Annotated in this window: 18 protein-coding genes and 5 tRNA genes; 13 read left to right on the top strand and 10 right to left on the bottom strand. The window is 66.0% G+C overall.

All coding sequences use genetic code 11. The features are described from left to right. Positions 1–16: 16 nt before the first annotated feature. The 10 genes from ACMPH2_RS09015 to ACMPH2_RS09060 all read left to right on the top strand — a co-directional run bounded on the left by ACMPH2_RS09015 (position 17) and on the right by ACMPH2_RS09060 (position 10,628). A tRNA-Lys gene (locus ACMPH2_RS09015) sits at positions 17–92 on the top strand. A 557-nt stretch (positions 93–649) separates the two neighbouring features. After that, a complete protein-coding gene (locus ACMPH2_RS09020) occupies positions 650–1,963 on the top strand; it encodes an argininosuccinate synthase (RefSeq protein ID WP_417119256.1) in 1,314 nt (437 codons plus the stop codon). A 131-nt stretch (positions 1,964–2,094) separates the two neighbouring features. Beyond that, positions 2,095–3,492, top strand: coding sequence for an argininosuccinate lyase (gene argH / locus ACMPH2_RS09025; protein WP_417119257.1), 1,398 nt, complete (start codon positions 2,095–2,097; stop codon positions 3,490–3,492). 127 nt (positions 3,493–3,619) lie between these two features. Continuing rightward, a complete protein-coding gene (gene purB, locus ACMPH2_RS09030) occupies positions 3,620–4,966 on the top strand; it encodes an adenylosuccinate lyase (RefSeq protein WP_072500324.1) in 1,347 nt (448 codons plus the stop codon). A gap of 64 nt (positions 4,967–5,030) precedes the next feature. After that, the gene (locus ACMPH2_RS09035; RefSeq protein WP_072500325.1) at positions 5,031–6,236 is read left to right on the top strand and encodes a Tat pathway signal protein; all 1,206 of its coding nucleotides are present in this window, start codon (positions 5,031–5,033) and stop codon (positions 6,234–6,236) included. A 111-nt stretch (positions 6,237–6,347) separates the two neighbouring features. Next, complete coding sequence (locus ACMPH2_RS09040) at positions 6,348–7,073, top strand: response regulator transcription factor (protein WP_009278301.1); 726 nt, start codon at positions 6,348–6,350, stop codon at positions 7,071–7,073. 12 nt (positions 7,074–7,085) lie between these two features. Further along, positions 7,086–8,624, top strand: a complete 1,539-nt coding sequence (locus ACMPH2_RS09045; RefSeq protein ID WP_417119258.1) for a HAMP domain-containing sensor histidine kinase — start codon at positions 7,086–7,088, stop codon at positions 8,622–8,624. A 137-nt stretch (positions 8,625–8,761) separates the two neighbouring features. Beyond that, positions 8,762–9,658 carry a phosphoribosylaminoimidazolesuccinocarboxamide synthase gene (locus ACMPH2_RS09050; protein ID WP_417119259.1) on the top strand — a complete coding sequence of 299 codons (897 nt, stop codon included), beginning with the start codon at positions 8,762–8,764 and terminating at the stop codon, positions 9,656–9,658. Further along, positions 9,645–10,313 carry a hypothetical protein gene (locus ACMPH2_RS09055; protein WP_072500326.1) on the top strand — a complete coding sequence of 223 codons (669 nt, stop codon included), beginning with the start codon at positions 9,645–9,647 and terminating at the stop codon, positions 10,311–10,313. The genes ACMPH2_RS09050 and ACMPH2_RS09055 overlap by 14 nt, the downstream gene beginning before the upstream one ends. A 239-nt stretch (positions 10,314–10,552) precedes the next feature. After that, positions 10,553–10,628: transfer RNA gene (locus ACMPH2_RS09060), tRNA-Arg, on the top strand. Positions 10,629–10,775: 147 nt separating this feature from the next. Here the strand turns inward: ACMPH2_RS09060 and pknB are convergent. The 6 genes from pknB to ACMPH2_RS09090 all read right to left on the bottom strand — a co-directional run bounded on the left by pknB (position 10,776) and on the right by ACMPH2_RS09090 (position 20,284). Continuing rightward, positions 10,776–12,755, bottom strand: a complete 1,980-nt coding sequence (gene pknB / locus ACMPH2_RS09065) for a Stk1 family PASTA domain-containing Ser/Thr kinase (RefSeq protein ID WP_417119260.1) — start codon at positions 12,753–12,755, stop codon at positions 10,776–10,778. Positions 12,756–12,844: 89 nt separating this feature from the next. Continuing rightward, positions 12,845–15,697 carry an FtsW/RodA/SpoVE family cell cycle protein gene (locus tag ACMPH2_RS09070; RefSeq protein ID WP_417119261.1) on the bottom strand — a complete coding sequence of 951 codons (2,853 nt, stop codon included), beginning with the start codon at positions 15,695–15,697 and terminating at the stop codon, positions 12,845–12,847. A 1-nt stretch (position 15,698) separates the two neighbouring features. After that, positions 15,699–17,015, bottom strand: coding sequence for a Stp1/IreP family PP2C-type Ser/Thr phosphatase (locus tag ACMPH2_RS09075; protein WP_009278307.1), 1,317 nt, complete (start codon positions 17,013–17,015; stop codon positions 15,699–15,701). Continuing rightward, entirely contained in the window at positions 17,012–17,425 is a 414-nt protein-coding gene (locus tag ACMPH2_RS09080) for an FHA domain-containing protein (protein ID WP_009278308.1), read from the bottom strand. Before ACMPH2_RS09080 ends, ACMPH2_RS09075 begins: the two co-directional genes overlap by 4 nt. Beyond that, positions 17,422–18,504, bottom strand: coding sequence for an FhaA domain-containing protein (locus ACMPH2_RS09085; RefSeq protein ID WP_417119262.1), 1,083 nt, complete (start codon positions 18,502–18,504; stop codon positions 17,422–17,424). The genes ACMPH2_RS09080 and ACMPH2_RS09085 overlap by 4 nt, the downstream gene beginning before the upstream one ends. Continuing rightward, the gene (locus tag ACMPH2_RS09090) at positions 18,491–20,284 is read right to left on the bottom strand and encodes a serine/threonine-protein kinase (RefSeq protein WP_417119263.1); all 1,794 of its coding nucleotides are present in this window, start codon (positions 20,282–20,284) and stop codon (positions 18,491–18,493) included. Before ACMPH2_RS09090 ends, ACMPH2_RS09085 begins: the two co-directional genes overlap by 14 nt. Before the next feature lie 153 nt (positions 20,285–20,437). On the opposite strand from ACMPH2_RS09090, the gene ACMPH2_RS09095 reads away from it, so the two are divergent. Beyond that, positions 20,438–20,524 (top strand) — tRNA-Leu (locus tag ACMPH2_RS09095). A gap of 136 nt (positions 20,525–20,660) precedes the next feature. On the opposite strand, the gene ACMPH2_RS09100 is transcribed toward ACMPH2_RS09095, so the two are convergent. Beyond that, entirely contained in the window at positions 20,661–20,879 is a 219-nt protein-coding gene (locus tag ACMPH2_RS09100; RefSeq protein ID WP_009278311.1) for a DUF6724 family protein, read from the bottom strand. A 153-nt stretch (positions 20,880–21,032) separates the two neighbouring features. Here ACMPH2_RS09100 and serS point away from each other — a divergent pair, with 153 nt between their 5' ends. Both serS and ACMPH2_RS09110 read left to right on the top strand, forming a co-directional pair. After that, a complete protein-coding gene (serS, locus tag ACMPH2_RS09105; protein WP_417119264.1) occupies positions 21,033–22,319 on the top strand; it encodes a serine--tRNA ligase in 1,287 nt (428 codons plus the stop codon). A gap of 157 nt (positions 22,320–22,476) precedes the next feature. After that, the gene (locus tag ACMPH2_RS09110) at positions 22,477–22,845 is read left to right on the top strand and encodes a hypothetical protein (protein ID WP_159430823.1); all 369 of its coding nucleotides are present in this window, start codon (positions 22,477–22,479) and stop codon (positions 22,843–22,845) included. Positions 22,846–22,938: 93 nt separating this feature from the next. On the opposite strand, the gene ACMPH2_RS09115 is transcribed toward ACMPH2_RS09110, so the two are convergent. The 3 genes from ACMPH2_RS09115 to gluQRS all read right to left on the bottom strand — a co-directional run bounded on the left by ACMPH2_RS09115 (position 22,939) and on the right by gluQRS (position 24,436). After that, positions 22,939–23,015: transfer RNA gene (locus tag ACMPH2_RS09115), tRNA-Arg, on the bottom strand. A gap of 181 nt (positions 23,016–23,196) precedes the next feature. Then, positions 23,197–23,288 (bottom strand) — tRNA-Ser (locus ACMPH2_RS09120). A gap of 167 nt (positions 23,289–23,455) precedes the next feature. Continuing rightward, positions 23,456–24,436, bottom strand: coding sequence for a tRNA glutamyl-Q(34) synthetase GluQRS (gene gluQRS, locus ACMPH2_RS09125; RefSeq protein ID WP_417119265.1), 981 nt, complete (start codon positions 24,434–24,436; stop codon positions 23,456–23,458). Positions 24,437–24,654 lie beyond the last annotated feature (218 nt).

A 24,654-nucleotide genomic window follows, 5' to 3' on the forward strand; every position in this document is an offset into this window, starting at 1 on the left:
CATCGCGTGACATATCGGGCCGTTAGCTCAGTTGGCAGAGCAGGGGACTTTTAATCCCAAGGTCGTGGGTTCGACCCCCACACGGCCCACCACGTACGCTTGCAGGCCAACGGTGGTGCTTCCCGTTGGCCTGCTTCTCGTATGCCCATGATGCAACTATTTCCCTATGTAACAGGCTGCTAGCTGCTGATATTCAAATCGTTGACGCAAGCAATTGACGACATCGAGATCCTTGTCCATCTTCACCTGCCCAATTGTTTCGAGCAGGAAACCAAAGGGGGCTCTCGTCTTACGCGCATTTGCATAGAGGCGTAATATCCCTCAACAACAAGTGGAGCAGGAGTCCAGGCGCAGGGAAGGGGGAGAGGTTCGATGGACAACAACACAGGCATCAAGCTCTCTCTCCGACGCCAGGGCCGACGAATCACGCTGCGACGCCAGCGCGAGCTGCTCCCGGTCCGCTGAGGCAAAACTAGAGGCCTCGCACACATAGGACTGTGACACCGCCTGGCAATGCCAGGCTTTTTTGTACGAAAAATACCTGGCACGCAGCGTATTCACCTTTTTGGGAGGGGACGCCCTCCCATCGCGTGCCCACGACCATAACCAACACACCAAGCAATGAACGACAAAACAGGGGAGAGCAACCATGCCTGCAACCAAGATCCAAAACGCCGCCACCAACGCCGCCACGAAGGAGAAGGTCGTCCTCGCTTATTCCGGCAGTCTGGACACCTCCGTCATGGTCAAGTGGCTCCAGCTCGAGAAGGGACTCGACGTCGTCGCCATCTGCGGCAACGTGGGCCAGGACGCAGAGGACCTGGCCTGGGTGGAGAAGAAGGCCCTGCGGATGGGAGCCGTCCACTCGGAGGCCCTGGACATGCGCGAGGAGTACGCGAAGGAGGTTCTCACCAAGGCGATCAAGGCAAACGGCCTCTACGAGGACACCTACCCCCTGCTCTCCGCGCTCTCGCGTCCCCTCATCGTGAAGCACCTCGTGGAGATCGCCCACAAGACGGGTGCCTCGTACATCGCCCATGGCTGCACGGGCAAGGGCAACGACCAGGTGCGCTTCGAGACCTGCATCCACGCTCTCGACCCCAGCATCAAGGTCCTGGCACCCGTGCGCGAATGGGACCTCCTCACCCGCGAGCAGGAGATGGAGTGGGCCCAGGAGCATGGCGTGCCCGTGCCCACCACTGCCGCCAAGCCCTACTCCATCGATGACAACCTCTGGGGTCGCGCCATCGAGTGCGGCGCCCTCGAGAACCCCTGGAACGAGCCCCCTGCGGACATCTGGACCATGACGGTGGACCCCATTTCCGCCCCCGACCAGCCGGAAGAGATCGTGGTCGGCTTCGAGAAGGGCGTGCCCTGCTCGCTCAACGGCAAGAAGATGGAGCTCCTGCCCCTGATCGTCCAGCTCAACAAGGTCTGTGGCGCACACGGGTACGGACGCATCGACATGATCGAGGACCGTGTGGTGGGCATCAAGAGCCACGAGTGCTACGAGTGCCCCGCCTCCCTCGCCCTCATCAACATGCACCACGCCCTCGAGACCCTCTGCCTCGACCACGACACCCTGCAGTACAAGCACATGATCGACCAGCAGTGGTCCAAGGTGGTCTACGACGGCCTCTGGTACAGCCAGCTCAAGGAGGCGCTTGACTCCTTCTGCGCCAGCACCCAGGCCTTCGTCACCGGTGAGGTCAAGGCAAAGCTCTACAAGGGCAGCCTCACCGTGACCGGCCGCAAGAGCGCCTACTCCCTCTATGACCTCAGCCTTGCGACCTACGGTGACGGCGACAGCTTCGACCGCAGTGCCTCCAAGGGCTTCGTAGACCTGCACAGCCTGCCAAGCAAGACCTGGTCGGGCAAGCAGGGTCCCGCCCACAAGCAGGCGGTTCCCGCGCCTGCGGGCAAGAAGCAGGCGAAGCTGGGCTACGCAGTCCTCTCCGCGTAGGGGAAGTTGTCCGGCAGGAGCTGGGGTTGCGCGCACGCGGGAAGACTCGGCCCGCGTGCGCGCCCTTGCGTCCTCAGGCCCATACAGTGGCGAACGACTGAGCGAACACGAGATGAGAAAGGCGGGTCAGGATGGCCCTTTGGTCTGGAAGGTTCGAACAGGGAGTCGACGAGCTTACCCAGCGCTTCGGTGCCTCGCTCGAGGTCGACAAGAGCATGTGCCGTCAAGACATCGCCGGGTCCATGGCACATGCCCGGATGCTGGCTGACCAGGGCATCATCGGCGTGGATGACGCCGAGAGGATTCAGGAGGGCCTTTCTCGGATCCTCACGCAGATAGACGACGGCGACTTCGAGTGGGACGTGAACGACGAGGACGTCCACATGGCGGTCGAGTCGAAGCTCACGCAGATGGTCGGTCCAGCCGGCGCGCGCCTTCACACCGGACGTTCGCGCAACGACCAGGTGGCACTTGACCTGCGACTCCTTGCCAAGGACCTCCTTGCCCAGCTCATGAGGGGAAACCTTGCCCTCAGGAGGACCCTTCTCGACGAGGCGGTGGCACGGCGGGGCGTGGTGATGCCGGGTTACACCCACCTGCAGCATGCGCAACCCGTGTTCCTCTCGCATCACCTGCTTGCCTACTTCTGGATGCTGGGGCGTGACTTCAAGCGCCTCTCCTCCGCCTTCGACGAGGCGGATGCCAACCCCCTGGGAGCCGCCGCCCTGGCGGGGACCACCTATCCCATAGACCGCTTCCAGACGACGGAGTCCCTGGGCCTCGACCATCCCATCCCCAACTCCATGGACGCCGTGAGCGATCGCGACTACCTCCTCGACCTGCTCTATGCCTGCTCCGTCTCGATGATGCACCTCTCGCGTCTCTGCGAGGAGATCGTGCTCTGGTCCACCACGGAGTTCGGCTTCGTCACGCTCTCTGACTCCTACTCGACCGGCTCGTCGATCATGCCCCAGAAGAAGAACCCGGACTTCGCCGAACTCACCCGTGGCAAGACCGGTCGGGTGTACGGTGACCTGGTGGCCCTCCTCACGACCATGAAGTCGCTTCCCCTGGCCTACAACAAGGACCTCCAGGAGTGCAAGGAGGGCCCCCTCGATGCAGCGCATACGCTGCTCGACTGTATGGCGTGCGTGAGGGGGATGGTCTCCACCTGGCGCCTCGACGAGGGCCGCATGGAAGAGGAGTCGAGGAAGGGCTTCACCGCCGCGACCGACGTGGCAGACTACCTCGCCAAGCGAGGGGTGCCCTTCCGCAAGGCCCATGAGGTGGTGGGGGAGCTCGTCCTATATTGCGAGAGGCATCACAAGGGCCTGGAGGACCTGACGCCCGAGGAGTTCCGCCAGGCCTCCGGGCTCTTCGACTCCGACGTGACGGAGGACCTCGACCCAAGGGGGATAGCTTCGGCCCGTAACAGCTACGGCGGTACAGGTACCCAGGCGCTCGCTCGCCAGCTCGAGGAGGCGCGCGCCGCGCTCGAGGCCGACGAGGGCTCGCTAGCGGGGGAGTAGGTCGCAGGCGGCAGGGAACGCCGACGGCGGCCTTCCGGCCAGGGTCCCCACCTCTGCACGCTTAGTGGGCCCCGCCGCGGCGCGCTAGAATTGGGGGACGTCCGCAGCCCAGGAAAGGACACCCCGCATGATCGACCGCTACACCCGCCCCCAGATGGGTCACATCTTCTCGCTCCAGAACAAGTACGCCATCTGGCAGGAGATCGAGGTCCTGGCCTGTGAGGCCCATGCCGAGCTGGGACAGGGCGGCATCACCAAGGAGGAGGCGCGCTGGATTCGCGACCACGCCGCCTTCGACAAGGACGAGGTCGACCAGATCGAGGCCGTGACCAACCACGACGTCATCGCCTTCCTGACCAACATGGGCTCGTACATCGACGCGGAGGTCCCCGAGGGCCAGCCCAAGCCCAGCCGTCACGTGCACTACGGCATGACCAGCTCAGACCTGGGTGACACGGCCCTCTGCTACCAGCTCACCCAGGCTGTCGACATCCTCCTGGACGATTGCGCCAGGTTGGGGGAGATCTGCAAGAGGCGTGCCTTCGAGGAGCGGGACACCCTCTGCGTGGGCCGCACCCATGGCATCCATGCCGAGCCCATGACCTTCGGCATGAAGTTTGGCAGCTGGGCCTGGGAGCTCAAGCGCGACCACGACCGCCTGAAGGACGCCCGCAAGAACGTGGCCTTCGGGGCCATCAGCGGCGCGGTGGGCACCTACTCGTCCATCGACCCACGCGTCGAGGAGTACGTCTGCGAGCACCTGGGCCTCGCGCATGACCCGCTCTCGACCCAGGTCATCAGCAGAGACCACCACGCATACCTCGCCGGCGTCCTTGCCACCTGCGCCGCCACCTGCGAGCGCATAGCGACAGAGATCCGCAACCTCCAGAAGACCGACACCCTCGAGGCCGAGGAGCCCTTCCGCCGTGGCCAGAAGGGCTCGAGCGCCATGCCCCACAAGCGCAATCCCATCACGGTGGAGAAGGTCTGCGGCCTGTCTCGCGTGGTCAAGGCAAACGCGCAGGTGGCCTTTGACAACGTCGCGCTCTGGCACGAGCGCGACATCAGCCACAGCTCCGCGGAGCGCGTCGCCCAGGCGGACAGCTTCATCGCGCTCGACCACATGTTTGGCTGCCTCATCCGCATCGTGGACGGCCTGGTGCTGTACCCGGCGCAGATGATGGCGAACCTCAACCGCACCCGTGGGATGCTCTTCTCGTCCAAGGTCCTGCTCGCCCTGGTGGACACGGGCATGAGCCGCGAGGACGCCTACAAGGTGGTGCAGTCGAACGCCATGGCCACCTGGGGAGAGATCCAGCGCTGCGAGCAGGGCACGAGCTTCCGCGAGAAGCTCGAGGCAGACCCGGCCTGTACTCTCACGGACGAGCAGCTCGACGCCATCTTCGACCCACGTAGCTTCCTGACCAGGTCCGACGTGCTCTTTGACCGCTTGGAAGGACTGAGCTTCGAGTAGGCGGGATGGCATGGGATGCGCCCAGCCGACGGCCGACCGATTCCGGAAAGGGGTTCCTTCTCGCATGACGAAGCACAGCATCACCAGGAGGGGCCTCTTTCGCGCCACTGCCGCCGCGAGCGTCGCCGCGGCGGGCGTGAGTGTGCTCGCAGGCTGCAAGCACAAGTCCGAGGAGGGGTCGAGCCCGGTGGTGGTGGGCGAGGAGTCTGCCACCAACATCCTCGAGAGCTACCAGGAGGCAGAGCAGCTTCCCATCGCGCAGCAGGGTGGCTGGAGTATCTCCCTGGGCAACGTGCTCCATCCGGGCGAGGGGAGCTGGGTCCCCTGCACCACGGCCGGCTCGAGCTCGAACCCCATGGTCAAGGGTGGTGCCTTCTCCATCTCGACGGGACAGGTCAGCGAGGTGGTCCCGAAGCCCCTGGCCGGCGATGCTAGCAACGTGGCCATCTATGACGTGCGCTGCTCCGACTCCGCATACGCCTGGGTCGAGCTCAACCTGCTCACCCACGACTGGACCCTCTATGCTGCCGCCTTTGCGGACGGAGCCCTCTCCGGCACACCCTCGACGCTCTGGTCGGCAGGCTCGGACTACGACCCGCCGCGCTTCGCGGTCACGGACTCCAGGGTGCTCTGGCAGGTCATGCCCTCCGCGTCGGGCGACAAGAGGTCCGAGCACTCCTTCTGCTACCTCTGGCAGACCGGCGACACGAGCGCACAGGCCGTCGTGGAGTCGCCGGGTCGCTTCGCCACCGAGCCGGCCGTCTCGGACGGGACGGTCACGCTCGTGCCCCGGGTGAACGCTGACCAGGGAACCTTCTATGGCATCACGGCGTACTCGCTCTCCGACAAGCTCTCAACCAAGATTGACCAACTCGTGCTTCCCGCGTCGGTGAGGCCCCTCAATGCCGTCCGCATCGGCGACCGCTTCGCCTTCTCCATCGAGGCGAGCTACTCGTCCGGTGGCCTCCTGGGCAAGATGGGCACTTACATCGGCAGTGGCGAGGGGCCCTTCGTCATGCTCTCGCGCGAGCCGACTGCGGCCGTGACGGGCAAGGGTGACACGTTCGTCATCAAAAGCACCTCCTCCTACTTCGTCGTGGACACCAACGCAAAGACCTACTCGGTGCTTTCGGCATCCAACCGCTGCATCGACTACGGGGAGTATCCTGCCACCCTTGGCACGAGCGACCACTTCGTCACCTTCGCCACGGTCAAGGACGAGAAGACCGGATATCCGTCGGCCGTCGCCGTGAGGTCCTTCGCGCTCTAGTCTCTGGGGCACGGACGCCAGGTGCGCTAAAATGACTCTTGTATAGGCAAATTGTGCACCCATGCCTGACGTGGGGAGCTGGGACATCGGCGGGACGTGAGGGAGGCCGGAATGGCTTCGGAAGAGAAGAAGATTCTGCTCGTTGAGGACGAGAAGACCATTCGTGACGCCGTGGCGGCGTACCTCGAGCGCGAGGGCTACATCGTCCGCGGCGTGGGTGACGGGAAGAGCGCCCTCGAGGAGTTCGAGAAGCACAGCTTCGACCTCATCGTGCTCGACCTCATGCTTCCCCAGCTCTCGGGCGAGCGCGTCTGTCGCGCCGTTCGCGAGACGTCGAGCGTCCCCATCATCATGCTCACCGCGAAGGGCGAGGTGGAAGACCGCATCATCGGGCTGGAGCTCGGCGCCGACGACTACCTGATCAAGCCCTTCTCGCCCAGGGAGCTCGTCGCCCGTGTGCGCGCCCTCCTCAGGCGCGCCCACACCGAGGCTGAGCCCCCGCTGGAGGTGCTGGACTTCGGAGACCTGGTCATCGACATCTCGGGCCACAAGGTCATGGTCGAGGGCAACGAGGTCGACCTCACTGCCTCCGAGTTCAAGCTGCTCACCACCCTCGCCCGCTACCCAGGACGCGTCTACACCCGCATGGAGCTTGTCGAGAAGGTGTTGGGCTACGACTTCGAGGGCTACGAGCGCACCATCGACTCGCACGTGAAGAACCTCCGCGCCAAGCTGGGCGACGACCCGCGCAACCCGCGCTGGCTGTACACCGTCCACGGCGTGGGGTACCGTTTCGAGTCAGCCCAGAAGGCGGACGCCGGCGAGGCGAAGAGGTAGGGGACGCAGACCTTGCCTGACATACTCGACAACGAGGAGGCCCGCCGCGAGTACGGCGAGGCCTCCTCACTTGGGTCGGACTCACCCAAGTCCTCCTTCAACACCATGGCGCGGACGTCCGGCTCGCGACCGACCAAGACCTTCACCGCTCGCATGGCCTTCTACTTCGCCCTGACGGCGATCATGACGGCTGCGGTGCTCTCGGTGGTGCTTGCGGTGGTCTGGGAGGGGCAGTTTCGTCGCTACACCCAGCAGAACCTTCAGACCCTCGCCGACCAGCTCGCCGACGGCATAGCCGTACAGTACGACAGCGCGGGCTCATGGACCGACGAGGTGCTGGGCTACGCCCACTTCGCCTCCGTCTCGTCCGCCGGCGTGGCGGTACAGCTCGAAGACTCCGACGGCGCCATGCTCTACGACGACTCCTGGACGGTCTCGCATCGCATATCGGCGACGAGCGGACGGGCGCCCTCGAGCCGGCCCGAGTCCATAGTCTCGGCCGAGGTGCTCAGCTCGTCGGGCAACGTGGTGGGGACGGTCAGGCTCCTTGCCTATGGGTCCACCGCCCTCACGAGCAGCGCCGACTCGACCTTCCGCACCAACTCCTACGGTGCCGTCGCGGCGGCGGCGGCGGTCGCGGTCATCCTTGCCTGCGTCATCGGGTACCTGGCCTCGCGTGCCCTCACCAAGCCTATCAAGGCCATCACCTCGACGGCGGCGCAGATAAGGAGCGGCGACCTCACGGCCCGCACCAACCTGCGCGGTGACGACGAGATAGGACGCCTGGGAGAGACCTTCGACTCCATGGCAACGGAGCTCGAGCACGACATCAAGTTCGAGCACCGCCTGACGAGCGACGTCGCCCACGAGCTCAGGACGCCGCTCATGGCCATGCTCGCCACGGTCGAGGCCATGCAGGACGGCGTCCTGCCCTCAGACGACGAGCACTTCGAGACGGTGGCCGAGGAGGTGCGCCGCCTCTCCCGGCTCGTGGACGCCATGCTCCACCTCTCGCGCATCGAGAACGGCACGCGCGCGCTCAAGCTCGAGCGGACCGACATGGTCTACCTGGTCAAGAGCATGGTCTCGATGCAGCATCAGCTCTTCCATGAGAAGGGCCTCCACCTGCGCTTCGACGACAAGACGGACGCGCACGAGTGCTACGCCCAGGTGGATGCGGACCTCATCCGCGAGGCCGTGACCAACCTCATGTCCAATGCCATGCGCTACACGGGCGAGGGCGGATGGGTCGTCGTGGGCGTCAGGCGCGACCGCGTCAAGGGAGAGGTGCAGGTCTCGGTCCAGGACACGGGAATCGGAATCTCGAAGGAGGACATCCCTAGGGTCTTCTCGCGCTTCTGGCGCTCCGATGCAAGCCGCGAGCGCGTCTCGGGCGGCCTGGGGGTGGGCCTCGCCCTCACCAAGGAGATAGTCGAGAAGCACAACGGCGTCATTGGCGTGGAGTCCGAGCTGGGCAAGGGCACCACCTTCACCCTCCGCCTCCCCCTCGAGCAACGCAAGACACCCGCTCGCCCGCAACAGGAGAGGTAGGGGAGGGCGCTTCCCCGCCAGTCCGGTTGCCATCGGGTGACTTGTTCCGTTGTTTGCCGAGCTTGGTCAGGCTTCATCTAGAATGGGGAACGTCGTGCCCGGCACGACCACGGTCGTCAACATCGATGGGAGAGACAATGGAAGCCATGGAGCTTCGCCCCGATTCGCACGGCAAGGTCCGCGACATCTACGATTGCGGCGACAGCCTGCTCATGGTCGCCAGCGACCGTGTGAGCGCGTTCGACTACGTCCTTCCGGACGAGATTCCCTTCAAGGGGGAGGTTCTCACCCGCATCTCCGCATTCTGGTTCGAGAGGTTCCAGGACCTCATGCCCAACCACATGCTGAGCATGGACGTCTCGGACTATCCAGAGGAGTTTGCCCCCTATGCAGACTACCTGAGCGGCCGCTCAATGCTGGTGAGGAAGGCCCAGACCATTCCCATCGAGTGCATCGTCCGCGGCTACCTCACGGGTTCCGGCAAGAAGACCTACGACCAGGACGGCACCGTCTGCGGAATCAAGCTTCCCGGCGGCCTGGAGGAGGCATCAAAGCTGCCTGAGCCCATCTTCACCCCCTCGACCAAGGCCGAGCTCGGCGACCACGACGAGAACATCTCGTTCGAGCGCTGCGCCCAGATCGTGGGGGAAGAGGTGGCCGCGCAGCTGCGCGACGCCTCGCTTGGGATATATGAGGCCGCCGCGGACTATGCGGCCACCAGGGGCATCGTCGTTGCCGACACCAAGTTCGAGTTTGGCATGGTCGATGGCAGGCTCACCCTGATCGACGAGTGCCTGACCCCCGACTCGAGCCGGTTCTGGCCTGCCGACGGCTACGAACCCGGCCATGTCCAGCCCAGCTATGACAAGCAGTTCGTGCGTGACTGGCTCAAGGCGAACTGGGACATGACCGGGGAACCGCCCCACATCCCCTCCGACGTCATCGAGGGCAGCTCGAGGCGCTATGCCGAGGCATTCAAGATAATCACCGCAAGCGAGTTCAAGCCCATGAAGGAGTCCCATGTCTCTGCGTGACACCATCGAAGCGGCCCGCAAGGAGGCCGAGGAGGCGGGAAGCGTTCCCGCGGCAAGCCCCAAGGCATCCAAGGCCGGTGAGGCAGCCGACGGGGGAGACAAGCCCCACGCCGGATTTACCAGGCGCTCGGTCACGCGCGCTCGTCCCGCCCGCGAGGCGGCGTCGGGCGTGAGGGTCGTCTCGAGCGAGAAGGTGCGCCGCGGCAGCCAATCTGCCTCGGGCAAGGCCGAGAGCGAGATGACGAAGGAGGAGCGCAAGGCGGCACGCAACGCGCGGCGCGACGAGGAGGACCGCAGGGCCACGTTGTCCCGCGTTCTTCTCAACCAGCGTTCGGAGTTCAGGAAGAGCCAACGCGTCTGGTGGGCGCTCATCGGCTCCGGTCTTGTCATCACCCTGGTCACCTGGGCCATCACCTACTTCTACCCCGAGGCGGCGACCAACCCGTCATCGCCTGCCGGCATAGTCATGCTGGTCGCCATCGTGTTCGCGTACGTGGCGATCATCGCGGCCTTCGTGTACGACTGGCGCAAGGTGAGGCCCCTGCGTCGCGCTGCTGACGCGGAGGTGGCATCCATGAGCAGCAAGAAGGTCATGGCCCTTCTTGAGGCGGACGCCAAGCAGCTCGAGCAGGAGGGGAAGGCCAAGAAGAAGTAGGCCTTTCCGACCGTCGGGACATCCCGCGCTTGTCGGCACCGCATGCTCTGCAAAGTGCCGACAAGCGGGATATTCTTGTCTCGTATTCCCTCTCGCCCTACGTCTGTCGGCATTCAACCACCGGCAATGCAGGATGATCGGAGTTCGCGGCTCACGAGACTCCGACACGCCGCAATTACTGCGAGACGTGAAGCTTTGTGCTGCGCCCGCGGCCAGGTGATGGTAGAATGCCTTTGCATGGCCCCGTAGCTCAGGGGATAGAGCACAGGTTTCCTAAACCTGGTGTCGTTGGTTCGAATCCAATCGGGGTCACCAGAGAACAAGGCCTCGTATCGCACGCGCTGCGGTACGAGGCCTCTTCTTGTCTTGCCCGCCTCGTGCTCTTGGTGGTCGGACGGACAAGGGAACCCCCGCACCCAGATGGATGGATGCGGGGGTATTCGCACCGTCCGTCGGCGACGCCTACTTCGTCTCGGTCGAGCTGGAGGTGCCGCTGCTCTTGCCAGAGCTACCACCATCCGCCTCGCCCGCTCCATTCGTGCCAGAGCCGGACCCGGTGGAGACCACGATGGTCACGGTGCTTCCCGCCTTCGCGCTGCCGGTGGGGGACTGGCTGATCACGTTGCCCCGAGGGACGCTCGGGCTCGTGGCGTAGGTCGTGTTGACGAGGAAGCCCGCGTTGTCCAGGGCGCTCTGTGCCCCGTCCTCGCTGTAGCCCACCACGTTGGGGATGTTCTTGTCGGCGGGTCCCGTTGAGACCGTTATGGTGATGGTGCCGCCCTTCTCTGCGGTGCCGGTGGGAGACTGGCTGATGACCTCGCCCTCTTCGACGCTGTTGCTCGAGCTGCGCTGGACGCTCACGCCGAAGCCGCTGTTCTGGAGCGTGTTCCTCGCACTCTCTTCGCTGTAGCCCGTGACGTCGGGCACCTCGGCGGTCTCGACGCCCTTCGAGAGCTGGTAGGTTACGGTGTCACCTGCCTTGGCCGTGCTGTTGGCCGCGATGCTCTGCTGCGCGACTTTGCCCACCTCCACCTCGCTGCTATAGACGGAGTCGCCGGCCTGGCCCACGAGGTTCGCCTTGGCAAGGGCCTGCTCCGCCTCCGAGGGCGAGAGGTTCTTGAGATCGGGGACCACGACGTCCGCCGCGGGCTCGGGGCCCTTCGAGATGACGATGCTGATTTGGGTGCCACGCGCCTTCTCGAGACCTGCGTCGGGGCTCTGGTCCATCACCAGTCCAGATGCGACGGTGGAGCTGTAGGACTCCTTGACCGTGCCCCGTTCGAAAACCGAGGCGTCGATGGTTGCAAGAGCCTGCTCCTCGGTCAGGTTGGACAGGTTGGGAACGCTTGCGGTGGCGTTGCGGTTGGTGAGGAGGCTGGCTATCGCGACGATGGCGGCGATGAGCGCCAGGGTGACGAAGACGGTTCCCAAGACGAGCTTGCGCCTGCGGCCGTGTGCCTCGCGTTGTGCCTTCTCTCGCGCCTGCTCTGTCGCGCTTCGGGGCCGGCCGTGCCCGTTGGCCTGGATGCGGGGGATGGACTGGGTGCTGTTGACGGGTTGGAGGGGTGCCATGACTGGTGTGGTCGGAATCGCCGTCGTGGCCGTGGCGCTGCTCACCGCCTGCATCCTGCCAGCGAGGTAGTCGCGCAGGACGTGGTAGAGCTCGTCCGCCGTCTGGAAGCGTGCCTCGGGGTCCTTCTGCATGCACTTGAGGATGATTCCCTCGAGCGCGCTGTCCACGCTGGGGTTGAGCTGGCTGGGCGGCTTGGGCTGCTCGTTGACCTGCTTGAGGGCGACCGATATGGCATCGTCCCCGTCGAAGGGCACCTTGCCCGTGGCCGCCTCGTACATGACGATGCCCAGCGAGTAGATGTCCGTCGTGGGGCCGAGCTCCTTGCCCTGGGTCTGCTCGGGAGAGACGTAGTGGGCTGTGCCCAGCACTGAGTTGTCGGTGGTCAGATGGCTGTTCTTGGCACGCGCGATGCCAAAGTCCATCACCTTGATGTTGCCGTCAGGCTGCACCATGATGTTCTGCGGCTTGATGTCGCGGTGGATGATGTCGTGGCGGTGCGCGACGGAGAGCGCCTGCGCAATCTGCGAGCCCACCTGGGCGACCTTCTTGCCGTCAAGGGCGCCATGCCTGCGGATGCCGCTCTTGAGGTCGGTCCCGCGGAGGTACTCCATGACGATGTAGTAGGTGTCGCCGTCGCGCCCCCAGTCATAGACGGAGACGATGTAGGGGCTCTGCAGCGCCGCGGCCGCCTGGGCCTCCTGCTTGAAGCGCGCGGCGAACGACGCGTCACCCGCGTACTGAGGCAGCATGGTCTTGATGGCGACGGTCCTGCCCAGCACCTCGTCCAACCCGCGGTAGACCACGGCCATGCCGCCGGCACCAATCTTGTCCTGGACCGTGTAGCGTCCGCCTAGCACCCTGTCTGACATCATCTCTCCCATCGCATGCGCGGCAGCACCCGCGCCGTCTTACCACGTTCGAGGCAGGCAGCGCCCTCGCCTGCCGTACCCCCAGGCCCCTAGAGGTTCGCCCCTGCCGCCTGGACGCTCAGGCAGGAGGCGAGGACCTTGCCCGCCACCCTCGCAGCCCTGCCCTGCACGTCGTTGTCCTCGGACCCCTCGATGCAGACCGATATGGCCAGGGTTGGCTGGTCATAGGGGGCAAACCCGACGAAGAGCGAGTTGGCCACCGAGGAGCTGACCTCCGCGGTGCCCGTCTTGCCCGCCACCTTGACGCCGCTTACGCGCGCCGCGGTGCCGGTTCCGCCCTCGACCACCTGGAGCATCGCCTCCTTGACCGAGGCCGCCGTCTGGGCGGACACCGCCTGGCCCAGGGCCTTGGGCAGCGTCGTCGAGGAGGTGGTTCCCTCGGGGCTCAGGATGTGGTCCACGAGGTAGGGGTTCATGGCTATGCCGCCGTTGGCGATGGCCGCGGCCATCACGGCGTTCTGCATGACGGTGGTTTGGGGGCCAGCCGGGCTGTCGTGCATGCCCACGGGCTGTCCCACGGCGGCCCAGGCAGTCTCCCACTCGCTCATCTCGGCGGGGTCGGGCATGAGCGAGGCAATGGTTGAGAAGTCCTGGCCGATCTTGCTGCCGTAGCCGAAGGCCTTGGCATAGCTCACGAGGAGCTTCCCGCCGAGCTCCTGGCCTAGCTGGCCGAAGACCGTGTTGGCGGAGAAGGCCAGGGCCTCCTTGAGCGTGAGGGAGTCCCACTCCTCCTGGTCGACGTTGGTGATGTCAGCCCCGCCGATCGAGATGCTCGCGGGAGCCGGGAAGCTCGTGTCGAGCGTCGCCTTCTGGGAGTCAAGCGCGGCGGCGAGCGAGAGCACCTTGAAGGTGGACCCGGGGGTGTAGAGGGTCTGCGTCGAGCGGTCCATGAGGGAGCCCCCGCTGCCGTCCGACGTCATGACCTCCTCGATGCTGTCGTAGTCGTAGGAGGGCGCGGAGGCCTTCGCCAGCACGGCCCCCGTCGAGGGGTCGAGGACGACGATGGCGCCCCTCTCGCCCTCGAGCGCCGACTCGGCGGCGCGCTGCATCTGCGAGTTGATGGTGAGGACCACCGACGACCCGGGGTTGGCGATTCCGGCCATGGAGAAGAGCGCGGACTTCCAGCTCGAGTAGTCGGCCCTTCCGGTGAGCGCCTCGTTCATCGACGCCTCGACGCCCGTCGCGCCATAGCGGGTGGAGAGGTAGCCCACGGTGTGCGCGGCGAGCGCACCAAGGGGATGGCGGCGCACGTAGCTGCCGTCCTCCTGGGGGGCAGATTCGGCGAGGGTCTGTCCGTCGGAGGTGATGATGGCCCCGCGCTGCACCTTGGCGCTCTTGGCGATGGTGTGATTGTTGTTGGGCAGCGACTGGTAGTAGTCGGCCTTCGCGACCTGCACATAGCTCAGGTTCGCCACCAGGGCGACGAACATGAGCGAGAAGACGGCGAGGAGCCTGACGAGGCGGTTGCCTAGGGCGACGCGGCCCAGCACGCCCGACTCGGGGGTGAGGATGCCGAAGCGTCCGCGCGCATGGGAGCCGTGCACGACCTCAGACGGGGCTTCGACGGACGCGACCTTGCCGGTTCCCGAGGCCTGGACCATGGCCTCGCGACCCGTGCCCTCGTCCCCGGTCTTGAGGAGCAGCGCGACGATCACGAAGCTTGCGAGGAGAGAGCTGCCCCCCTGGCTCATGAAGGGCAGGGTCACGCCCGTGAGGGGGAGCAGCCTGGTCACGCCTCCCACGATGAGGAAGGCCTGGAACACCAGGGCGGCCGTGAGACCCACGGCCGTGAAGGCGGCGACGTCCGACTTGGCGCGGGCCGCGGTGGCGAATCCCCGCACGGCGAGGAGCAGATAGCAGATGAGGACGGCCGAACCGCCCAGGAGACCCATCTCCTCTCCGATGGCGGAGAAGATGAAGTCGGACTCGACCACCGGGATTAGCTTGGGCAGGCCTTTGCCTATGCCGGCGCCGGTGAGCCCTCCGTCGGCGAGGGAGTACAGGGACTGGACGATCTGCAGGCCCGAGTTGCTGGGGTCCTTGAATGGGTCGAGCCAGATCTGCACGCGCGTCTGGACGTGGCTGAAGAGCGCGTAGCAGAGCGCCCCGCCCACGGCCAGGAGGACGAGGAAGGCGAGCACGTAGCTCACGCGTCCCGTGCATACGTAGAGCATGATCACGAAGAAGGTGAAGAAGAGCAGTGCGCTGCCCAGGTCGCGCTCGAAGATGACGATGAGCAGGGAGACGCCCCACATGACGAACATGGGTGCGAGCATGCGGGGGTGGGGAAGCGAGAGCGGTCCCACCTTGCGGGTCGACGCGGAGAGGAGCTCGCGGTTCTCGGCCAGGTAGGCGGCCAGGAAGAGGACGACGAGCACCTTGGCGATCTCTCCGGGTTGGAAGGAGAGGCCGCCCAGCTGGAGCCAGAGCTTGGAGCCGCCCTTCTCGGTGCCCACGAGCATGGGCAGCAGGAGGAGGGCTACGCCCGCGACCCCCATCGTGTACTTGTACTCCGCGAGCGCGTCCACGCTGGGCACGGCGACGAGGACTGCCACCATGACGGCGACGGAGACGAAGAGCCACATGACCTGTCCGCCCGCGAGGTCGGGGGCGAGCCTTGACACGAAGGTGATGCCCACGCCCGAGAGCAGGAACACTATGGGAAGGATCGCCGGGTCGGCGCCGGGAGCGTAGATCCTGATGGTGACATGCGCCACCGCGAAGGCGACGAAGAGCCCGATGGGCAGCGCGAGGGAGCCCAGGGTCACGGCGGCCTGTGCGTTTGCTATGTACATGGCATAGAGGAGCACGACGGGGACGGCCCCGAGGACGAGGAGCAGGAGCTCCGTGTTGCGCCTTGTGTTCGCATGGCGTTCTGCCACGTCACTCACCACCCTTGCCCGACGACCCCGAGCCGCCGCCCTCTTCTGGTGCGGCCTGTATCTCCTGCGGGCTCGAGACCTCGGTGCCGGCCGTGCTGCGGTCGGCGGTGACGGCGGCGGAGCTCTTGTCAGAGTCGATCTGGTCGCGGTAGCCCTCTATGGCCTCGCGGGCCTCCTCCTCGCTGTTGACCAGGATGCCGCCCCTGAGGCGGTCCTGGATCGCGAGGGGGAGGTCGCTGGTCTTGACCGAGGAGGTCTCGGCCAGGCTCGAGAGCGGAATTCCCAGGAAGCTGCCCTCCATGCCGTGATAGATGCCCACGGTCCCATCGTTGTCGCCCAGGTACCAGGAGCTGCCCACGAGCTCCGCCCCCAGCGCGGCGAGGACCACGACGAGGGCGAGAAGTACGCCGACGATTCCCATGGCGACCCTCCGGCGGCGGTGGAAGTGCGCCTCGACCATGCCGTCGTCTGTCACGTCCACGACCACGATGGTCACGTTGTCGTGCCCGCCCGCGGCGAGCGCGGCAGACATCAGGTTGTCGGCCGCCATCTGTGGCAGGGGGGACGAGACCGCGATCGCCTCGATCTCCGAGTCCTCGACCATGGACGAGAGGCCGTCGGAGCAGAGGATGACGCGGTCTCCGGCAGTGACGTCCAGGGTGAAGTGGTCTGCGTACATGTCTGGGTCGGAGCCCAGGGCGCGCGTGATCACGGACCTGGAGGGATGCACCCGCGCCTCGTCGGCGGTTATCTCCCCCGCGTCGACGAGCTCCTCGACGTAGGAATGGTCGTGCGTGAGCCTGACGAGGGTTCCGTGGTGCAGGAGGTAGATGCGCGAGTCGCCCACGTGGGCTATGGCCATCTTTCCGTTCTCCACGAGGACGCAGGATGCCGTGCAGCCCATGCCGGGCTTGCCCAGCCCCTCGGCCGCTCCTTGGATGACGGCGAGGTTGGCCGCCTCCACGGCCGCGCCGAGGAGCACGTCGTCCGCATGGATGGGCAGCTTGGAGCCGATGGTCTCTACGGCTATGGAGCTCGCCACCTCGCCGGCGGCGTGTCCGCCCATGCCGTCGCACACGGCGAAGGCGGGGGGCTGCACCAGAAAGGAGTCCTCGTTGTGGGCGCGCACCAGGCCGATGTCCGTGCGCGAGCCCCACGAGAGCTTAGTCGTGGACCCACTCTTGGACTCGCTGCCCTCGCGCGACCCCACCGCGACGGTGTCGTGACCGGGGCTGTTGACGGGCTGGGCCGTCCCGCCCCGGCCATCGCCGCGGAGGATTCGCCCGAGCTCGTCCCTATGTAGGGGAAACGGGCTCATCGGCGGCTCACGCGCATGACGGCGTTGCCAACCTGGATCTCGTCGCCGTCGCGCAGGGTCACGGGCTGGGCTATGGGGTGGCCGTTCACCAGGGTTCCGTTGGTCGAGTTGAGGTCCTCGAGCACGAGAGCCGGCCCCTGTAGGGTGAAGCGGGCATGGGAGGACGAGACGAAGGGCTCGTCGATCACGATGTCGGACGAGGGGGAGCGTCCCACGATGACGGGCCCGAGCATGTCCACGTGAAGGCCGCGCAGGGACCTCTCGCCCTTCTCGACGTCGACCGACCAGATGGCCGAGTCGCGCCTCTGGCCGCGGACGAGGCCTATGCCCGTTTTCATCACGGCGAAGAGGAAGAGGTAGAGGAGGATGACGAGCGCAATGCGCCCGCCAAAGAGGACGAGGTCTATCATGCGCGGCTCTCCCTGAACTCAAGGTTCATGAGGCCCAGGGTGATGAGGTCGCCGTCCCTCAGGATGCAGCTGTCGACGTCGATGTCGTTGACCCTGGTCCCGTTGGTGGACCCAAGGTCGGCGATGCGCCAGTCGTGGCCGTCGTAGCTTAGCTCGGCGTGCCTGCGCGAGACGTTGGGGTCGCGCAGCACGATGCCGCCCTGGGTGCGCTCCCTGCCGATGATGGTGACCGGCGAGCCGCCGGTGTAGGTGCGTCCGCTCTGGCGGTCGATGAGCAGGCAGCTGGGGCCCTCCTCCGGAAGCTCGCGGGACGTCTGGGCACGCTGGGGGTTGACGAGGGGGACGCTGCGACGGACGGTCGGGGGGATGTCCATGGCGGGCGATGCGGGCGCCACGTCCTCGGCCGCGACTCCCGCCTCCTGCACGGAGTCGTCCACGAAGTCGGTGGGGAGGACGTTGAGGCCGGCCGAGGCGTCGCCCGCGAGCGGTGCGACGAGGGGGGCGAACTCCTCGGCTGCGGGTGCCTGGATCTCCTCCCAGGAGGGCACCTGGGCCTCGAGCCGCTCGGCGGGCTCGGCATGCGCCGCCTTCCTGGGCTCGGCGGGCCTTGCCTTGCGTGGCGCGGGCTGGGCCGGACGCGCCGCCGCGCCGCCGATGCCGGAGGACCCCTTGACGAAGGCCTCCTCCTCTTCCCTCAGGCGGCCCAGGGTGTGGGAGTCGACGTTCTCTGCGAACACGGCGAAGCGCCCTGCCCTGAGGGAGGGGTCGACCATGAAGCGCGCGAGGGGCCTGCCCACGAAGGCGTAGCCCTTGGCGTCCGCCTGTGCCTCGACGAAGCCGCAGACCTCGTCGGTGAGCTCGCGGTACAGTGGCCTCATGACCGCGTCGTCCGCGGGGGCGACGAGGATGGTGTACAGGGCGGGTGCGGTGTCCACTCCGTCGATCTGGAAGGTCTCCGCCTCCATGGCCCGCGCGGCGCGCTTTGCGAGCTTCTTGAACGAGAACGGGGCGGGCTTTCCCGACGCGCCGGCGCCGAAGGCGTCGCTCACGCGGCTCTCGAAGGTCCTAAGCAGATTCATGGAACTCACCAGCCCCCTTGGGTGCGGGAATAGGGCCATTCAGCCTGACGGCAAGACACAAAATCACACAACAGACTACCGCAACGGCGGTGGCCGACCAGCTCGGGGCCACCCAGGTGCCCCCATTTTCCATCCGCGCGGCGACTGCCCTGACACCGACGGAGCCGCCAAGGGCAAGCAGTTGCGCCAGGTACTGGGCGGTGGGGGCCTCCCTCCAGTGGGCGAGCAGCGAGGCCAGCCCGGCGACCGCGGCGCCGCCGGCCAGGACCAGCCAGGAGCTGGGCCGGAGAGCCAGGTCGAAGAGGGAGCGCGCCACCGCGGGCGCGTCGAAGCCGAGTCGCCACGAGCTCATGAGGCAGTGGGCGAAGACCCAGCCCGCAGCCGTGGCGAGTGCGGCGCGGGGTGGTCCGAGGACGGCCGCCGCAAGGGGGAGTCCCGCCAGCGGGCTCTGGGCCAGGGAGGGGAGGAGGAGGGTCAGGCTGCCGAGAGGGTCCCTTCTCCCCTGACGGGCCCACCAGACGAGGAAGGCGAGCGCCAGCGCCATGGGGAGGGCAAGGCCCGTGACCGTGGACTGGTCGAAGAGGCTGGCGCAGAGGCAGAGCGTCGAGAGGAGGCCGCCCAGAGGGGTCCAGGCCGCCGTCAGTCCGGCGCAGGCAAGCGCCAGCCACAGCCTCCACGACGCCTGCGCGAGCTCGACCCCGCCCAGGGCCATCCAGGTCGCGGCGAGGGCTGCCAAGGAGCAGCCCGTGCGCGTGACGAGCTGCGGGAGCCAGGGGTAGCGGTACGAGAGGGGCAGCTCCTCGTAGGGCCGCTCCAGGGAGCCCGCCCCGTCCTCGTCCGCATCCTGCTCCATGAGGGCGCGCAGCGACTCGGCGCCCGCCTCGGCGTCTCCCAGCGCGAAGGAGAGCTCGTCCCTGAAGGCCTCGACGGTAGGGACCCTGCCAGCGGCACTGGGGCTCAGCGCCTGGCGCATCACCTCGTCGGCCATGCCGGCGAGGCCGGGGTCGATCTTGGCGAGGGTGGTCTTGGGGCCCTTCTCGATCTTCTTGAGCGAGAGCTCCGCGCTTGGCGCCGCGAAGGGGCTCTCGCCCGTGAGGGACTGCCAGACCACCACCGCGAGCGAGAAGATGTCGCTGCGCTCGTCGACGAGCCCTCCCTCGATCTGCTCGGGGGGCATGTAGCCCACGGTGCCGCCGCGCGCGTCGCCAAATCCGGTTGCCGAGGCGAGCGTCGCCATGCCAAAGTCGCAGAGCTTTATGGTCCCCGAGCGCTCGATCATTATGTTGGTGGGCTTGATGTCCAGGTGGAGAACGCCGTTCTCGTGCGCGAAGGCCAAGGCGTCCCCGACGGACCTCACCAGGTGGGCACACTCGTCGTTGGTGAGGGTCCCTCCCTCCACCCGCGCGAGGAGCTCGGACAGGGTGAGGCCGTCCACGTACTCCATGACCAGGTAGGCCCAGTGGCGGTCGGCCTCGAAGTCGAACATCGTGACGATGTTGGGGTGGGCCAGCATGCTGGAGGTGCGTGCCTCCGCAAGGGCCTCCATCACCGTGGACGTGCCCGCGGCGCCCGTCCCCTGGGCCACGAGCGGCATGCGTTTGATGGCGACGCGGCGCTGGAGGCGGGTGTCCCAGCAGGTGAGGACCGTGCCAAAGCCACCGACGGTGCCCGGGTGCATGACGCGGTAACGCCCCAGCAGGAGCTGGTCGCGCGTCTGTTGCTCGTATGTCTGGCCGTATGGTGCCGAAGAGGCACCCCTGGCTCCCAGCGTGTCTGCCATGGCTCGGGTCTCGTTTCGATTTAGCTGCTTTGCTCAAGAGCCATCCGTGTCTACCCATTCTAGCGCCCAACGCGCCGCGGCGGCGGTTTTTGCGAAACGAGGGCAGATTTCTGTTGCACGCCATCGGAAGGTGGTAGTAGAATCCATGCCTACGCGGGCGTGGCGGAATTGGCAGACGCGTACGGTTCAGGTCCGTATGAGAGCAATCTCATGAAGGTTCAAGTCCTTTCGCCCGCACCATGATTGCTTGGCCCCGGTTTCGTCCGGGGCTTTTTTTGTGCCCGGAGTCGCCGCTCGAATCTCCACCAAAGGACAAGAAGTCGGGGGAGAGGGGCATGCCCCTCTCCCCCGTGGGTCTGCGTCAGGTCGGGCGTGCCTACTTGTTGTCGTCCTCGAAGTCGCTCCAGCCGCTCTCCGAGTCATCCTCGTCGAAGTCGAAGAGGTCCCAGTCGCCCTCGGACTTCTTGTGGTTCTTGTACAGGGCACGAGTGCGTCGCTCGAGCACGAGGGAGATGATCAGGAAGAGGACGATTCCGCCCAGGATGAGGGCCAACACGCCTGGGCGCGTCCCGAAGAGCCAGCTGAAGAAGTCCATGACGTGCCCTTTCCATAGCATGCGCGGCCCTGCGTGCCGCGCGCTCGTCCAAAAGCAGCACAAGTATATACTTGCGATACGTGCGCGACCTCGCGCCAGGGGTTGGGGCGCCGCACCCGAACCCAAAAGAATCCAGACCATGAGGGGAACGACATGCTCGACATCAAGTTCGTCAGGGAGAATCCCGACGCCATCGATAGGTCCTGCGAGTCCAGGCAGAACGCCCACTGGGACCGCAGGCGCTTCTTCGAGCTGGACGACGAGCGCCGCCAGACCATCGTGGAGGTGGAGGCGCTCCAGGCGGAGCGCAACGCCGCCTCCAAGCAGATTGGCCAGCTCATGCGTGAGGGCCGGAACGAGGAGGCCGAGGCGGCCAAGGCCAAGGTCGCCGCGGGCAAGAGCCGCATCGCCGAGCTTGACGAGCGCAGGGGGGCGCTGGACAAGGAGCTCTTCGACCTCGTGGCCGCCATACCCAACATCCCTGACCCCAGCGTCCCCTATGGCAAGGACGACTCCGACAACCCGGAGGTCCGTCGCTGGGGCACCCCGCGCGAGTTCGACTTCGAGCCCAAGGCCCACTGGGACCTCGGCCCGTCGACGGGCATGATCGACTTCGATCGCGGCGTGAAGCTCGCCGGCGCCCGCTTCTACCTCCTGGGCGGCATGGGGGCCCGCATGGAGAGGGCCCTGATCAACTTCTTCATCGACATGCACGACAGGGCGGGGTTCAAGGAGTGGTGGCCCCCCGTCATCACCAACCATGACTCCCTCTTTGGCACGGGCCAGCTGCCCAAGTTCGACGAGGACCTCTATCACGTGCGCCCCGACCTCTACCTCATCCCCACGGCCGAGGTGCAGCTCACCAACATCCACCGCGACGAGGTGCTCGACGCGAGCCAGCTCCCCCTGCTCTACACGGCCTTCACCCCCTGCTTCCGCGAGGAGGCGGGCTCCGCAGGCCGCGACACCCGCGGAATCATCCGCGTGCACGAGTTCGACAAGGTGGAGATGGTCAAGTTCGCCAAGCCCGAGGACTCCATGAACCAGCTCGAGAGCATGGTCGCCGAGGCGGAGCTCTGCCTCCAGACCCTGGGCCTTCCCTACCATGTGGTCACCCTCTGCACCGGCGACATAGGCTTCAGCGCCCGCAAGTGCTACGACATCGAAGTCTGGCTCCCCAGCTACGACAACTACAAGGAGATCTCCTCCTGCTCCAACTGCTGGGACTTCCAGGCTCGTCGCGCCAACATCCGCTACCGCGACCCCTCCGAGTTCAAGGGCACCCGCTACGTGCACACGCTCAACGGCTCGGGGCTTGCCGTCGGACGCACCATGGCAGCCATCATGGAGAACTACCAGAACGCCGACGGTAGCATCACCATCCCCGAGGCGCTCGTGCCCTATATGGGCGGCGTGGAGGTCATCAAGCCCGAGGCGTAGCATCGGAAGGACATGCATGAGGTCGAGAGGCGTCCTTCGGGGCGCCTCTTCCTCCCCCGCCCGACCCGCTCGATAAAACAGAACATATGTTCTGTTTTTCTGATACAATGGGGGCAGGGCGAGAGAAGGGGAGAGAATGCGCAGGCCGAGAAGAGAATTGCTTCACAGCCGTCAGGAGGGCCAGGAGGAGCGCCATCACCTGTACGAGGAGTCCGCAGGGCAGATTTCCATAGTGGAACGCAGCATGGGGCCCGTGACGAGTGCGGTCTTCGGCATGCCCCTCCACAGGCACAGGATTCTGGTGGAGAAGGGGCTCGTCGGGCGGCTCGTGGAGCTGCTGGGCGGAACGGAGGGCGAAGGCACCACGGTCTCTCTGGCCCGCTACTTCGAGGAGGGCCACTGCCTTCTCGACCTGGAGGACGCGATGGATAGGGCGGGCCTTCCCTATGCCTACGAGGCCCAACGTTCGGGCTACGTGATCTTCAGGCCCAGTGGGGAGGAGCTCCGCCTCGCCCTCGATGCATAGGCAAGCGGGCAACTTGTCATGGGGTAGCTTGCGGGTGGCATGTGGAAGGGCATGAAAAAAGCCACCTGCCCGAGCAGGTGGCTTTGCATTCGCTGGTGCGGCGTACAGGATTCGAACCTGTGACGTTCTGATTCGTAGTCAGACCCTCTATCCAGCTGAGGTAACGCCGCGTTGCAGGAATTAGAATGCCATCCCCACCACCATGAGTCAAGCGAAAATCTTGAAATATTTAGGAGAACACAAGAAATGCCTGGTAGAAGCTAGAAAACTTTTTGTGTAGATGCACCTCTAAGTCTATGCCCGGAAATAAAGAAAAAGCCTGGGACGCGTCGCGTCCCAGGCAGCAGAATCTGGCGGAGAGCTGGGGATTCGAACCCCAGATAGGATTTGCATCCTATACTCGCTTAGCAGGCGAGCACCTTCGGCCTCTCGGTCAGCTCTCCGTTCGAGGTGCTAGAGCATGATACCCCACAACGGGCTCGCGTCACAACGGGGACGGGATATTTGTCTGGCCTGTGGAAACGTTGTCATGGGCGGTGGTTGGCGAGCCCGCCCTCCTCGCGGCGACCAAGGGTTGGCCCCCCCAGCGGATGGGTGGCCCGTTCGCCGCCTACGCAAGCGCGTCTGCCACCAGGTCGTCCCGGTGGCTTCGTATCGCGTCCCAGGAAAAGCGCCGCGCGAGCTCGTCCGCCGCAAGCTCCTCCCCAGGCTCGGCAAGCCCGACGTCCTGGCAGAGAGCGCCGATTACCCTCTGGGGCTTGACGCCGGAGGCTCGGAGGGCGCCGAGGTCGAGGTCCCGATCGCGCTTGGAGAGCCTGCGCCCCGAGGGGGCGACGACGAGGGGGACATGTCCGAAGGTCGGTGCCTCATGCCCCAGGACATGCGCGAGGTAGGTCTGCCGCGCCACGGACCCCAGCAGGTCTCGGCCGCGCACCACCTGGTTGATGCCCATCAGGGCGTCGTCCACCACGACGGCCAGCTGGTAGGCCACGACCCCGTCGCTCCTGCGCACGAGGAAGTCTCCGCATTCGCTTTCCAGGCTCTCCTCGCGCTGTCCGAAGCCAAGGTCCTCGAAGGCGATGCTGGCATCGGGCTCCCCACGACGGGGGACGCGCAGCCGCGTCGCGGAGGGCCTCTCCCTTGACCTCCGTGCGACCTCCTCGGCGGACAGGTCCCTGCATGTTCCCGAATAGACGTAGGTGCCGTCCGAGGCATGGGGCGCGGTGGCGGCGTGCAGCTCTGACCTGCTGCAGAAGCAGGGGTAGGTGAGCCCCCTCTGGCGCAGCTCCTCCAACGCCCCGAGGTAGACCTCGGTCCTTTGGCTTTGGAAGTGCGGGCCTTCGTCCCAGTCGAGGCCGAGCCAGCGGAGGTCGTCCATGAGCAGCTCGCTGCGACGACTGTCCTGCGCCCGAGGGTCGAGATCCTCGATGCGCAGCACCATGCGGCCCCCCGCGGAGCGGGCGGAGGCCCAAGCCATGAGGGCCGAGAAGGCGTTGCCCAGGTGCATGCGCCCCGAGGGGGTCGGGGCGAAGCGGCCCACCACGCCATGGGCGGCGCTGCCGTGGGGTGCTGTGCGGACGTCTGTGCTCATGGCGAGAATCGTAGCGCAGGGGGCGGGCCCGTGTCCCGTCCCCCTGCGGCGGTCGGCCCATTTGCACATATAGAAAAGAAAGAAAGAAACAGAGAATATATCCAATACTTTGAATCCATCGGACAAGGCTGGGTGCCAAGGGGGCGAAGCGGGGGTCGGCCCTTGTGGGCAGCATCTTGTCCGCATCCAGATAGTCGCAGCTAGGACGAGCAAGGCTG

The organism is Olsenella phocaeensis (assembly GCF_048189965.1).
In the GTDB taxonomy this organism is placed as follows: domain Bacteria; phylum Actinomycetota; class Coriobacteriia; order Coriobacteriales; family Atopobiaceae; genus Olsenella_I; species Olsenella_I phocaeensis.

Bases quoted from the DNA above. Each gene is read 5' to 3' on its own strand.
- ACMPH2_RS09020 (WP_417119256.1), top strand. From the start codon at position 650: ATGCCTGCAACCAAGATCCAAAACGCCGCCACCAACGCCGCCACGAAG.
- argH (WP_417119257.1), top strand. From the start codon at position 2,095: ATGGCCCTTTGGTCTGGAAGGTTCGAACAGGGAGTCGACGAGCTTACC.
- purB (WP_072500324.1), top strand. From the start codon at position 3,620: ATGATCGACCGCTACACCCGCCCCCAGATGGGTCACATCTTCTCGCTC.
- ACMPH2_RS09035 (WP_072500325.1), top strand. From the start codon at position 5,031: ATGACGAAGCACAGCATCACCAGGAGGGGCCTCTTTCGCGCCACTGCC.
- ACMPH2_RS09040 (WP_009278301.1), top strand. From the start codon at position 6,348: ATGGCTTCGGAAGAGAAGAAGATTCTGCTCGTTGAGGACGAGAAGACC.
- ACMPH2_RS09050 (WP_417119259.1), top strand. From the start codon at position 8,762: ATGGAAGCCATGGAGCTTCGCCCCGATTCGCACGGCAAGGTCCGCGAC.
- ACMPH2_RS09055 (WP_072500326.1), top strand. From the start codon at position 9,645: ATGTCTCTGCGTGACACCATCGAAGCGGCCCGCAAGGAGGCCGAGGAG.
- pknB (WP_417119260.1), bottom strand. From the start codon at position 12,755: ATGTCAGACAGGGTGCTAGGCGGACGCTACACGGTCCAGGACAAGATT.
- ACMPH2_RS09075 (WP_009278307.1), bottom strand. From the start codon at position 17,015: ATGAGCCCGTTTCCCCTACATAGGGACGAGCTCGGGCGAATCCTCCGC.
- ACMPH2_RS09080 (WP_009278308.1), bottom strand. From the start codon at position 17,425: ATGATAGACCTCGTCCTCTTTGGCGGGCGCATTGCGCTCGTCATCCTC.
- ACMPH2_RS09085 (WP_417119262.1), bottom strand. From the start codon at position 18,504: ATGAATCTGCTTAGGACCTTCGAGAGCCGCGTGAGCGACGCCTTCGGC.
- ACMPH2_RS09090 (WP_417119263.1), bottom strand. From the start codon at position 20,284: ATGGCAGACACGCTGGGAGCCAGGGGTGCCTCTTCGGCACCATACGGC.
- ACMPH2_RS09100 (WP_009278311.1), bottom strand. From the start codon at position 20,879: ATGGACTTCTTCAGCTGGCTCTTCGGGACGCGCCCAGGCGTGTTGGCC.
- serS (WP_417119264.1), top strand. From the start codon at position 21,033: ATGCTCGACATCAAGTTCGTCAGGGAGAATCCCGACGCCATCGATAGG.
- gluQRS (WP_417119265.1), bottom strand. From the start codon at position 24,436: ATGAGCACAGACGTCCGCACAGCACCCCACGGCAGCGCCGCCCATGGC.